Below are 12,844 nucleotides of genomic sequence, written 5' to 3' on the forward strand. Positions count from 1 at the left end.
AGGTGCCGATCAGGCGACCCCGGCGGTAGTGTCTTTTGTCTGATCGCTGTTGCGTGTTTTCCCGATCAGCAGATTCATCAGGGGGCCGAGCACTTCGAGCGACGCAGGTGAGACGATGTCTTCATGGGAAGCGTTGGGCAGATGGTGAACGTCCTGCGCCCCGACATGGCCTAGCCAGCTTGTATCCGGGTTGATTTCCGGCAAGTCCGATTTATCCGCCACGAACAAGGTGATCTTTCCAGAAAACTGTCCGGTTCGCGCACTCGACAAAAGGCGGACCGCATCTTTGTAATTCTCGAAGATATGGCTAAACATCTCGGTTTTCTCTTTTTGGAACTCGTCGTCGATGACGTCTGCCATTGCGTCATTGAGCAGTTGTTCCTGCTCACGTTCCGCACCGGCTTCGGCTTCGCCGCCATCCGGATCTGACCAGTCGTGATGTTCAGCCGGATAGGTGTCGAGCAGTCCCAGAAAGCGGACATCCTGACCAATGGCTTCAAGCCGTTCGGCGACTCCGAAAGCGATGTTACCGCCGAGCGAATACCCCAGCAGGTAGTAAGGCCCCTCGGGCTGCAGGCTGCGGATCAAGTCGAACTGGCGGTCACACAATGCGTCCAGATTTTCTGATGTCGCGATAGGTCCGTCCGGGCGCGGAGACTGCAACCCAACAATGGGCATATCGTTTTTGAGGTATCGCGCCAGAACGCTGTATTGCCAAGACACACCTGAAGCCGGGTAGAAACACAACAGGGCAGGGCCGCTGCCTTCGCGCAGCCGGATCACCTCGTCAAACCCGTCCTCTACCAGCGCACCGATCATGGCGCCTGCGGCCAGATGCTCGGCCAGCCGTTCGACGGTTGCCATGCTCATGATCTGTCCAACCTGGATGTGTCGTTTCATATCCTGACGGATCCGTGCCGCAAGACGCATTGCCAGCAGAGAGTGACCCCCGATTGCAAAAAAGTCATCACCGGCCTTGACGGTTTCCAACCCGAGGAGATCACAAAAGATCCGGGCAAGCTCCTGTTCCAGCTCGGGCGCCGGGTCACGCCCGGTGCTGGCGCTCTGCGTATCGGGCTTTGGCAGGGCCCTGCGGTCCAGCTTGCCGTTGGCGTTAAGGGGCAGGTGGTCAAGCCCGATGCAGAACCGGGGAACCATGTAGGCGGGCACTTGTGCGGTCAGCGCGGCCAGCGCCCGATCTGGGTCAAACGATGTGTCCTCTGGGACAACATAGGCGATCAGATCCGGGTCTGCCGTACCTTCGGGGGTGATGGCAAGCACCACTGCGTCAGAAATCTCTGGCTGTCGCATCAAACAGCTGGCGATTTCCTGCGGTTCTACGCGCTGGCCGCGAATTTTGATCTGGTGATCGGTTCGGCCCAGATAGATCACCTGACCCTCTTCATTCCAACAGGCAAGATCTCCGGTGCGGTACATGCGTTGCCCGTCTGAATACGGATCGGCCACGAAGCGTTCCGAGGTCAGGCCTGCGCGACCCAGATAACCCTGCGCTAACTGGACACCGGTCAGATACAGCTCTCCACCCACTCCGACGGGAACGGGGCGCAGCAGATGGTCCAGTATGCGCAACCCGGTGTTCCAAACCGGTTTGCCGATCGGGACGCCTGTTGTCGCACCAGCATGGGGCAGGGCGGGGCAATATGTGACGTCAATTGCGGCCTCGGTCGGACCATAAAGATTGTGCAGATCTGCCGCACAGTGGCGTGCAAAGCCCGAAACTGCCTGCCCGGTCAGTGCCTCGCCGCTGCAGAACACCTGTCGCAGACTGGGGCAGGGGTATCCGCCTGCTGCCGCCAGAACGTCGTTGAACACATTCAGAACCGACGGAACGAAATGCATCGTGGTGATCTGATGTTGTTGTGCCAACTCCAACAATTGTTGCGGGTCCCGGTGCGCCTCGGGCGGCGCCATTACCAGCCGTGCACCGACCAGATAAGACCAGAAGAACTCCCAGACCGAAACGTCAAATCCACAAGGAGTCTTTTGCAAAATGGCATCTGCCGCGGTTAACGGGTATTCCGCCTGCATCCAGAGCAGTCGGTTGACGATGGCCGCATGTGAAATCAATGCGCCTTTGGGACGTCCGGTGGTGCCAGAGGTGTAAAGCAGATAGGCGGCATCATGGCTGTCCAGATCCGGGGCATTGATGAGATCTTGAACCGGCTGACCGGGTCCGGAAAACGCATCAAAATACAGACGTGGGCAGGATGCTGCGCCAATATCGATCCCGGTTTGAGTGATCACGAGGCGAGGTTGCCCGTCTGCTTGCAGGAACTCCAGGCGTTCGAGTGGATAGCTCAGATCCAGTGGCAGAAACACGGCACCGATTTCGATCACGGCCAGAATGGCCACGGACAGCCGTGCGGAACGCGGCAGAGCGACTCCAATCACGTCCCCTTTCCGAGCGCCAGCTTGCCTGAGCCGGTCTGCCAGATGAAGGACCTGATGCCGGGTCTGGCGAAAGCTGAGCTGATGGTCCGAATCTTCCAGCGCGCAGGCATCTGGAGTGCGTCCGGCCTGTGCGCCGATCAGATCCCGCAGGGTCAGGTCCGGTAGATGAACCCCTGTATTGTTGCTGGCCGCGATCAACCGGGCATCTGCATCCGGCAAGATTGGTAAATGCGCCGCGCGGGCTTGCGGATTGCGCACCAGCCCGTCGATCAGGCCTTGCAGCATATCACCAAGCCTTTCGGCATTGGCAGCCTCGGTCCGGCTTTCGATCACAAGGCTGATTTCGTCACCTGGCAGAACCAGTACGGCGAGCGGATAGTGGCTGTAGCCGCGATTGTGGATGTCGCTGACCCGCAGCCCCGCCAGATCCTGATCCAGATAGCTGTTGTCGGGGTAGTTTTCGACAACCAGCAAAGTGTCGAACAATGCCTCAACCCCCGCCAGACGGTTCAAGGCAGCGAGGTTCAGATTGTCATGCCCCATCGCGGCTGCATGGGCTTGTTGCAATTGGCTGAGCTGCTCGCGGACCGGGCGGGAGGCATCCAGATCAACCCGAACAGGAATGGTATTCAGGAACATACCAATCTGATCGCCGATCCCATCCACTGGTGCGGCGCGTCCCGCGACGGCGGTCCCAAAGATCACATCCTGACGGCCCGACAGGGCGCTGATCGCATTCGCCCAGATCGCCTGCATGGTCACGTTCAGGGTAACACCTGCGTGTTGGGTGTACTCGCGTAACGACCGACTTTGTTCGGCACTGAGGGTTAAACAATATTCCGTCACAGGCGCGGTTGCACTGTCGGTGTCAAACAGACAGGTTGGCACACAGTCCTGCAGCTGATCGGCCCAGAATGACCGTGCGGCTTCTTCGTCCCGACCGGCCAAGGCGCGGACGACCTCGTCATAGTGGTGAACCGGCGCTGGTAGGGCGTTGCTGCCGTCGCGGTAGATCGTGAAAATATCCCGAAGCAGGATTGGGGTGGACCATCCGTCAATGATGGCATGGTGAATGTTCAACACCAGAACATGACGATCATGGCCCAATGAAATCAGCTCGGCCGAAATCATGCAAAGTGGGTTTTGGGTCAGGCGCAGGTTTTGCGCGGCCGCTGTCTCGATCTGTTGCAGTCGGCGCCGTTTTGTGTCTCCGTCTAAACCGCTGAGATCGTGGCGTTTCCATGGCCAGTGAAGGGTTTGTGCCTCAGGTACGGCCAGATACGGTTCACCCTTTATGTCCGGCACAAAGAACCCGGCAAGCTGCGGATGCCGACGCATAACAGTGTCCAGCGCGACGCGCAGTCTTTCGATATCCAGAGGGCCCGCAAGGTCGAGCCGTGTAAAGGCATTGTAGCTGCCGGCGCGATCATCCAGTTGCGCGTGAAACAGAATGCCCTTTTGCGCGGCCAACAATGGCAGGATTCTGTGCGTGTCCTCCAGCGGGTCATGCAGTTGGGGCGCTTCAAGCGGTACTGACGGAGCGTTTGGCCTGCTGGATTCAAGGGGCGTCAGCGTTGTGAGCAGATCGCCGACAACGGGTGTCGAGAACACATCGCGGGTTTGCAAGACCCAGCCGCACTTGCGCATTTCGTTGCACAGGACCATGGCGAGAATGCTGTCTCCGCCGCTGCCAAAGAAATCGTTGTCCAATCCGATCTCTTCGGTTCCAAGGACCGCCGCCATAACCGTGCAAAGGGTGTGTTCCAAAGCGGTCTCGGGCTTGCGCCCGGATGACAGTTGAGGGGATGGCAGCGCCGCGGTGTCGATCTTGCCATTGACGGTCAGAGGAAAGCTGTCCACTGCAACAATGGCTGCAGGCACCATATAGGCGGGCAGGATGTCGGACAGTTGCAGACGCACTGTTTCAACCTGCTGCTGTGTCAACTGGCCTGTGCAATAAGCAATCAGACGATGACTGCCATGAAACGGCTCAGCCACAATATGCGCGTCTGAGACCCCCTCAAGGCGGACCAGTGCCGATACGATCTCAGACGGTTCGACCCGGTGGCCCCGGATCTGCACCTGTGTGTCGGTCCGGCCCAGAATGTCGATCCGGCCATCGGTGCACCAGCGCACCCTGTCGCCCGTCCGGTACATGACTTCACCGGGCCGGAAAGGGTTCGGCACAAAGCGTTCAGCCGTTAGGCTGGGTTTTCCCATATAACCGCGTGCGATGCCCGGACCGGCCAGATACAATTCTCCCACCGCACCAATGACCTGAGGCCTGATGTATTCGTCCAGAATGTAGGCGTGCGTGTTGCCAATCGGCGTCCCAATTGCAGGTTGTGCCTTCGCTGAAATGGGGGTCATGCAGGCGTCGACAGTGAATTCGGTTGGACCGTAAACATTGTAGGCCAGCAAATCGGGGTAGGTTGACAATCTGGACCACAGGCTGGGTTGGATGGCCTCACCGCCAAGCAACAAAAGCGTCGGCACATGGGACCCATCGCTGAGCAGACCCGCCTCGAGCAGCTGTGTGCAGAAGGAAGGCGGAACATCAAGCGCGTCCAGCTCATACCGCTGGATCGCGTCTTGGAACCTGTGTACGTCACGGCGGTCATCATCGCCAAGGATGACCACCTCACGCCCCAGCAACATCCAGAACAATTGCTCCCACGCGGCATCGAAAGAGAATGAGTGCGAATGGGCTGCGCGAAAGGGCTGCCCCGGATGCTTCTGAGCGTGTTGCTCCAACACTCGCGCCATAAAACCTGATCGATGTACGGTAAACAGGTTCAGTAGCGCCCGATGTGAAACCATGACGCCCTTTGGTTTGCCCGTACTGCCCGAGGTGAAAATGACATAGGCGGTATCGTCCGGCTCAGGGCCGGCAAACCCCGTCTTGCCGTGCAGCGGCGCAGTTGGCTGACTGGACATCAGATCCCGCGTTTCCGGAGTATCCAGAGCAAGCGTAGCGCAATGATCCGGCAAGCGACTGGAGCCATCCAGATTTGTCAGAACAATGCTTGGCTCTGCTTCATCACAAATGGCGGCAATCCGCGTGTCTGGATAGGCGAGATCCACGGGAACATAGGTTGCCCCGGTGGCGAGGATCGCGAAAATGGCAACAACTGATATCTCTGAACGGGGCAAGGCCACGCAGACCGTATCACCCCGTCCAATTCCCCGGGCCTGCAACATATGGGCCAGCTGACAACTGCGTGCCACGAGACCCGAACCGGACAACGTCCGGTCACCACATCGCAAGACGGTTTCCTTGGAAGCTGCCAAAACGGGATCAAAGAACACATCCATCAGGGTTTGTTCGTGAGGCTGGCTAGGCATTGCGGGCCCGGTTTGCCATTCGGCCAGCTGCCGTTCTTCCTCAGGTGTCGTCAGTTGGTACTGCGCCAACATCTGTGTCGGAGAGACCAGAAATTGCTCCAATAGCTGCACAAGGCGCTGGGAATGAAGATTTAACTCTGCTGTCGTGAATTGACCGCCAGGCGCGCGCAGGTTCAGTTGAACACCCTTCGCATCGATGATCAGTCCGAATTCCGGCTCTTCCAGTGGGCCAACGGCCAATCGGCGCAGGTGCGTTTGTTGTCCGGCGATCGGCGGGACATTTTCATACAGGCGAAAATTCAGAGTCGCGCTCCAGAGCGCCTGTCCCGTTCCCGTAAGATTCAGGTCGCGTTGTATCTGTTCAACCGGATAGCGCTGCGCCTTGCGCATCGCGCGAAGGGCTTGTTTCACCTGTATGGCTGCGTGCAACAGAGAGCATGCACCCTTCAATTTCAGGCGCATTGGCAGTACATTCACAACCGGCGCGCTTGAGGTGATGGCGGCAGACCCCATCCGGCGCATCATCGGCACTCCCAACACCGCATCCTGCTGCCCGGTCAGGCGCGCCACATAGAATGTGATGGCAGCGGTCAGAATGTCGAAGGCCGTGCAGTTCTCGGCGTTGACCTTGGCTTCCAACTCTGCCAGACCATCCTGATCCAGAATACGCGTGTTGCATTCAATTTGCCGGTCATTGGTGGAAGTGGTGTGGGATGTCAGGCTTACGCTGGCTGGCAGTTCAAAGCGCTGCGACAGCCAGTAGTCGCGATCCCGCTTCCAGTCCTCGGACTTTCGATAGGTTTGCTGTTCTTTGAGAATTTCACCCACGGGTTCAAAGGCTGACGGCGCGACCGCGCGCTCATCAAGAGTTGCTTCGTATATCTCAATGATCCGTTTGGTCAGCGCATCCAGACTGTACCCGTCCAGCATGATGTGATGATACCGTTGGTACCAGATCCAGTTTATGGCGCCCGGTTCCGCTCTGATTTTCAGCAGACGATGACAAGGTGCGAACGGATCATCGCCCTGATCCAGGTCTGCCTGCATGAGCTGTCGGGCACTTCGCTGCGGATCAGGTTCGTGTTGGAGGTCTACGACCTTGATATCGAACGCAGCCGGTTCACTATCGAATTGTTGAACGGCTTTGCCATCTACTTCCAGATACTTGGCATGGACGGTGTCTGACTCAGACAATCCCTGTTTGATTGCGGATTTCAACATCGCAGGATCAATGAATCCGTATACGTCTATCGCGTGCGCAATCAGGTAATCCTGAGGGCGCCGTGCAATCTGGGACGCGGTCCAGATGCCTTGTTGTGTGTCCAGCAGTTCAAAACATGTGTTGGTCATCTACAGCTCTAACGTCAGATCGAGTGAATTGAGAAAGCCCGGCGTTCAGGGGCGTAAATCTGTCCAGGTTGTTTCGACGTAGCTGAGACATGCCTCGCGGTCTTCGGGTCCGTACATCACCTTCCAGCCGGTCGGGATGTCCCGGAAATCAGGCCAGATACTGAACTGACCCGATGCATTGCGCAGCGCAAAAAACTGATACCGGGTGTCGTCGAACGGGTTGGTCTGCGTGCTATCCATTTTGCAGCACCTCACCGGGTTCCAGCTGATCAGCCAACGCTGCCAGAATTGCGTTCAGGGTGGGGTTTCGGGCCAGAGTGTTGAAGTTTGCCTTCAGTCCAAGCGCCTCCCAACGGGTGATCAGAGTCATGAAGGTGATCGAATTCAACCCATAATCCAGCAGGTTGTCACCGCCTTCCGGGATGTCGTCGAGATGTTTCAAAATGTCCGATCGTATTGTAGTTGCGGTCGGAAGGTTCCGAGTTTCCGTCTCATGTTGCATCGTCAATTCGTCCAGTCGCGCATTATGTTTGTTTGGGTTCATGTGCAGAGGATCAGGCCGGGCCTGCATCAGCAGGGGCGGCCCCGCGTCCAAGGATCAGCCCGATCACGATCAGCAACAGCATCACCGCAAGGCTGGACAGACCCAATATCAAAACCGCATTGAGAGGCATCACCAGACTGGCCAAAGCTCCAAAGGTCAGGGCACCAACGATGTCCCCCAAGGCGTCCTGAGCCAGCCACAAACTGTTGACGCGCCCTAAAAAGGCGTCAGGCGTTTCACGCTGGACGATGCCATATTGCAGCAGCGATGCTGTCGAGATCAGATAGCCAAAAACCACCAGCAGGATCATTGCAGCCCAGATGCCCGGCGCCACACCAATCGCAGTGAACACCACCAGCCCAGACAGGCTGAGGCCGATCATCAGGCGAAAGGCGTCTTTCCGGTCGTGGACCCACCCGCTGAACACGGCGGCGAGGGTGGCGCCGACGGGGCCCATCGCGAACAAAAGCCCGGTCATACTGTTGCTGGTCGCGAAAACATCTGTAGCAAGCGCTGGGAACAATACTTTGATCCCGGTACAGGCCATCAACAGCGCGCCCAGCAGGAAAACAGTCAATACCCTTCGTCGCGTTATGACAAATTCAAGAGCTCCGACCAGCATCTTCAAGGGTGATTGGACTTCGAAACTCTGTGGGGGCAGGGGGTTCAGACCACGCAATACGCCGACGGTCGCAATGGTCGATACTGTCGCGATCACGTAGGCCCAGACAACGTGGGTTGCAGCCAGTAACAAACCGGCCAGTGCCGGGCTGGCAATGTTGATCACACGTGAGATCAGCATCCCAAGTGCACCCGCTTCGACGATGCGCTCCCGCCCGACAACTTGTGGTGCGGCGGCCATCAGGGCAGATACCCCGATAGCGCCAAAGAACCCGTCGATGAACGCCAAACCGATCAGTGCCAGAACAGAGGGTGTCGCAAACATGGCGTTGATGGCAAGGGCGGCAAACCCAACGCCACAGACGCTGCGCGCCAGCAGGATCAGTTTGCGTTGGTCATGTGTATCCGCGAGGACACCCCCAAACAGAAGCCCCAAAAACAAACCTGCCGCATCGCTTGCGCCAGCGGCTGCAACCCACAGGGTCGATCCGGTCAGCTGATAAATCTGGATCGGGACGGCAACGATCAGAAACCCAAGGCCCAGCAAAGACAAAGCCCGCGCAGCCAAGAGGCGCCGATATTGAGGGTTGTCATTTAACAACGAAAGCCGAATGAAAACTGTTTTTGACATGCTTCAGTTCCGTATGTGAACCGCGTGTTCCGGCGCGTGCTTTGATGCATTCGCCGGGCCAAACAATGTGATCAGCGCTTCGGTCAGGGCAGGTTGCCAGATCGCATAATCATGACCCCCGCAGTAGGTTTTCATCGCCGCACCAGCGCCGGCTTGATTCAGCCTGTTTGTAACGCTGCCTGTGGTTTCAAGAATACCAAGATCACCTTCATGGCGGGCGACCTCGTAGCTGCCTGCGGTAAGGACTGCGCGCACTGCCGGGTCCACAGGCAGCGTATTCATGAAAGGTGTCGGCTTGGTCCAACCGGTTGGTCCCCACCAAAACGAGCCGGACAAAGAGATAAAATTGCCGATCTTGCCGGAGGATGTCAGCGCTGCGTAAGCGGCGGCCAAACCCCCGAAACTTGACCCTGAAACGACAACGCGGTCCGCATCAAATTCCTGACCTATCCGGTCACAGGCAAACGGCAGAACCTTGTTCGTAAGGAACCGGGTGAACCGATCATTGCAAGTCAGGTCTTCGGACCGGCGGCCAGGCGATACGGCATCGACAAATACTGTGGCAACAGGCTGCAAATCCCCGCTTCGGACAAGCGCCTCGGTGCATTGTGGCAGGTCGAGTTGATGCAGATAAACCGCACCGTCAAACACAATCTGCAGGATATTTTCAGTTGCACCCGGTTTAAATCCGGACGGAACGTGAATCCAGATTTTGCGCCCCGACGCGAGTTTCGGATCATCGACACGGTGCTCGGTCACATTGCGTGTCACCTGGCCCATGATCTGGCGCTGCTCTTGCATGGTTTTTTCACCGAACAAGCTCCATTGCGCGAACGGATCCCGTTCGGACGGAAAGAGTGGTGATTTGTTGTTGGGATCTGCCTGAGCCACCGCAAGCAGAGCCATCCGGTTTTCACGCGGCGACGCATTGATGTTTGGTACGTCAGGCGCGACGCGATAACTCAGACGCAGGTCTTTTGGCACCCTAAATGAGGCGAACCACAGGTCTGTCTGTGCAAGCCTTTGCATCCAGACATGATCCGGGGCGGGCCCTCCGATCAATCGAGCGTTACGTACATCCTCACGCCAAAGAAAGGTCAGCAACATGTGATCCGAGGACCCTTCATGATCGGCTTCGACGATGGGCGTGCCCGTGCGGGTTACGTCCTGCCAGAACGTATCAATGGTCAGTTCACCTGTGGTAATTTGCTGCAAGCGCGGGCTGAGAGGAGTGTCGCTGACAACAGCAGTTTCGGCAACGCCTTGCTGTTCCGGGGTGACGGTGCGTGTGATGTTCAAAGTTGCGGTGCTGTTGGTGCCTTGCCCGATTTTCAGAATGCTGTTCGGGGCGCGTGAGACAAAGCGAAAACTGTGCGTCTCTTGAACATCCCGCAGCAGTATCCGGTCCGAATAGCCGTCCTCGCTCAGGACCAGATCCACAGACCCTTTTGCGCACTCTAGCATCCCTTCGACATAGGTGCCGGGCGGTGTCTGAATTCGTTTTTCCCGCGTGAGCGGCTGTACTGAAACCAGGGATGGCATGTAGTGCTCCAAAGGCTACCGTGCCGGTTGGTCCGGTGTGGTGCTTGTCCGGCGTGAGGTGGGAGCCCATCTCTGGCTGTTGGGGTACTCATGCCTGTACAACCATAAGGCGTCCAGAGCCGAGCCTTTTGTGAATGCGACAATTATGTTTGCCGAAAGCATCGGCGCAGCATTGAATGACCCCACCTCCAGTTGACAAACCTGTCTAATACGCTCTCCCGTAATCCGGGTATGAGGAAAGGATTCTTATGCTAAAAACTGCCGACCCCATTTGGTACGATCAGTCCGGATTCCTGCCGTATTTCAATAAGATCGATGTAGCGACAGATCAGGCAATAATGGTTCTCGGACCATACCGTTCAGGTGTATTTCGCAAGGAGTTGTTTGCGCATTTCAATGTGCCTTTCCCGGACTCGTTGCAAAATGCCGTCGACAAACGCCGTGCAGAATATCTGGCGGGCAGGCTGGCGGTAAAGTACGGGTTCCGCTTTTTAAACTTGCCGGATGTTCCTATTGCCCAAAGGACTGACCGTGCGCCGATTTGGCCTCACGGGATCTCTGGGTCCATCAGCCATACATGTGATCGGTGCGCATCGTTGATCTATAAAGACCCACTGGCGATGACAGGCGTTGATATCGAAAAGGTTGTGCCGGGTCCAAATATCGAAGCCATTCGCGGAACTGCTCTCAACAGTACAGAAGTACGTGTTCTTTCTGCAGCCCAAACACTTGGGGATGATCAAAAGGCGGTGCTGGTATTTTCTGCAAAAGAGAGCCTGTTCAAGGCGCTTTACCCGACCGTTGGTCGCTTCTTTGGATTCGATTCAGCCGAATTGGCATCCCCGCCATGCGATAGCCGGCTGCAACTTGTACTAACGGCCGATATTGGACCCTCACTACGTTCGGGAATGTGCTTTGAGATTTGCTACAAAGTTATCGAAGATCATATATTGACGTGGCTGTGTACAATGCCAGCTGACTAGGGCGTGTCCAGCGGGTTTTGAAGCGTCAGGCAAGACGAGCGGTTTGCGCGAGCCATGTGGGCGATTTCGTTTCAGTCGAGCGTCTCCGCTGTCAAAGCAGAGCCTGAACACAAGCATTGGACACGTTCGTTTCTTGATGAGATGAAACCAGAGACGCAGTTGAGGGTAGCGCTGGCCTCCTGATCTTCCAAGCTCACGCGTCGGACATGGAAAGTAAAAATCGGCAATCTCAATGAAAAGTTGATTTTTTGCGCGCGACAAGAAATTGTACCATTGCGTTAAGTTTAAACAGTGGCACAAAATGCGACGGAGCAATTGGCGATGACGGGTAACAAAATTCGAAACATGGAGGAATTTGCCCGCGTCAGCGGTATCTCTCGCCCGACGTTGTCGAAGTACTTTAATGATCCGAGCAGTGTCCGAACCAACACGCGCACTCGGATTGAGGCCGCGCTGGAGCTTCATGACTATCGCCCCAACATCTATGCGATGAACCAGAACCGGAAGTTGACGAAGAATGTTGGGGTTGTGGTGCCGCTATTGTCGGATCCCTATTTTGCAGAGATTGCGCGGAACCTTGAACAAAGATGTATCGCCGCAGGGTATCGCCCGACATTGTTCAGCTCACACGGGGATCCCGCGTTTGAGGTCGAGGTTCTGGAAACGCTCCGGTCTCTCAAACCCGCTGGCGTCCTGCTGGCTCCACTGGGGCGCGCGTCGGACCGGAAAGCGCTGGAAAGGTTCTGCGAAGACGTCCCCACTTTGATCTTCGACAGCAGCGTCGATGAGATCGGCCTTGCTTTTGTAGGCTCAGACAACTTTCAGTTCACAGCCCATATCACAGACTACTTGTGCAGGACGGGCGAACCGCCCTGCTTTTTTGAGATGAAAACCCCAGCAAACCCAAATGCGCACCGGCGTCGTCAAAGCTATCTGAATGCGATGAAGGAATTCGGCCATACTCCGGACGTCATTTCTGTTGAGGGTGAAGGCTGGGGGTTTGAGGAAATTGGTCGCTTGGGCGGGCATGAGGCACTGCAACAGGGGTACTTTTCGACCAATACGATCTTGTGCAGCAACGACCGTTTGGCAATTGGATTACTGACCGCCTGTTATGAAAAAAATATCCGCGTCGGGCGTGGCGACGACTGCGCGATTCGGGTCGCCGGACAAGACGGGCACCCGCACTCGCGCTATACTTGCCCGCCGCTTACGACGATTTCGCACAATTATGACGCGGTATCCCAGACCGCAGCCGAGGCGCTGTTCACCGCGATTGAGGGGCAGGTATCACCTTGGAAAAGCACGCGATTAGAGGGAAAGCTGATCTTGCGCGACTCTGCGTAGATTTCAATTAACTTTACGCGCGTAAAATTTATATTGACGCCGCGTCGCTTGTCCGGCTAGCCTTGGTGC

7 protein-coding genes are annotated in these 12,844 nt (G+C 56.7%); 2 read left to right on the top strand and 5 right to left on the bottom strand.

Annotated elements, in window-relative coordinates; translation table 11 throughout:
• Positions 1 to 9: 9 nt before the first annotated feature.
• The 5 genes from HW561_RS16280 to HW561_RS16300 all read right to left on the bottom strand — a co-directional run bounded on the left by HW561_RS16280 (position 10) and on the right by HW561_RS16300 (position 10,445).
• Complete coding sequence (locus tag HW561_RS16280) at positions 10 to 7,107, bottom strand: non-ribosomal peptide synthetase (RefSeq protein ID WP_176866407.1); 7,098 nt, start codon at positions 7,105 to 7,107, stop codon at positions 10 to 12.
• Between the two features lie 45 nt (positions 7,108 to 7,152).
• The gene (locus tag HW561_RS16285) at positions 7,153 to 7,347 is read right to left on the bottom strand and encodes an MbtH family protein (RefSeq protein ID WP_176866408.1); all 195 of its coding nucleotides are present in this window, start codon (positions 7,345 to 7,347) and stop codon (positions 7,153 to 7,155) included.
• The gene (locus tag HW561_RS16290; RefSeq protein WP_176866409.1) at positions 7,340 to 7,549 is read right to left on the bottom strand and encodes a phosphopantetheine-binding protein; all 210 of its coding nucleotides are present in this window, start codon (positions 7,547 to 7,549) and stop codon (positions 7,340 to 7,342) included. Before HW561_RS16290 ends, HW561_RS16285 begins: the two co-directional genes overlap by 8 nt.
• Positions 7,550 to 7,661: 112 nt before the next feature.
• Positions 7,662 to 8,903, bottom strand: a complete 1,242-nt coding sequence (gene entS / locus HW561_RS16295; protein WP_176866410.1) for an enterobactin transporter EntS — start codon at positions 8,901 to 8,903, stop codon at positions 7,662 to 7,664.
• Positions 8,904 to 8,906: 3 nt separating this feature from the next.
• Positions 8,907 to 10,445, bottom strand: a complete 1,539-nt coding sequence (locus HW561_RS16300; protein ID WP_176866411.1) for an alpha/beta hydrolase-fold protein — start codon at positions 10,443 to 10,445, stop codon at positions 8,907 to 8,909.
• A 248-nt stretch (positions 10,446 to 10,693) separates the two neighbouring features.
• Between HW561_RS16300 and HW561_RS16305 the strand changes: the two genes are divergently transcribed.
• Together HW561_RS16305 and HW561_RS16310 are read left to right on the top strand one after the other, a co-directional pair.
• Positions 10,694 to 11,428, top strand: a complete 735-nt coding sequence (locus HW561_RS16305; RefSeq protein ID WP_176866412.1) for a 4'-phosphopantetheinyl transferase family protein — start codon at positions 10,694 to 10,696, stop codon at positions 11,426 to 11,428.
• 321 nt (positions 11,429 to 11,749) lie between these two features.
• The gene (locus HW561_RS16310) at positions 11,750 to 12,775 is read left to right on the top strand and encodes a LacI family DNA-binding transcriptional regulator (protein WP_176866413.1); all 1,026 of its coding nucleotides are present in this window, start codon (positions 11,750 to 11,752) and stop codon (positions 12,773 to 12,775) included.
• Positions 12,776 to 12,844: the final 69 nt, after the last annotated feature.

This window comes from Ruegeria haliotis (assembly GCF_013377785.1).
Lineage (GTDB): Bacteria > Pseudomonadota > Alphaproteobacteria > Rhodobacterales > Rhodobacteraceae > Ruegeria > Ruegeria haliotis.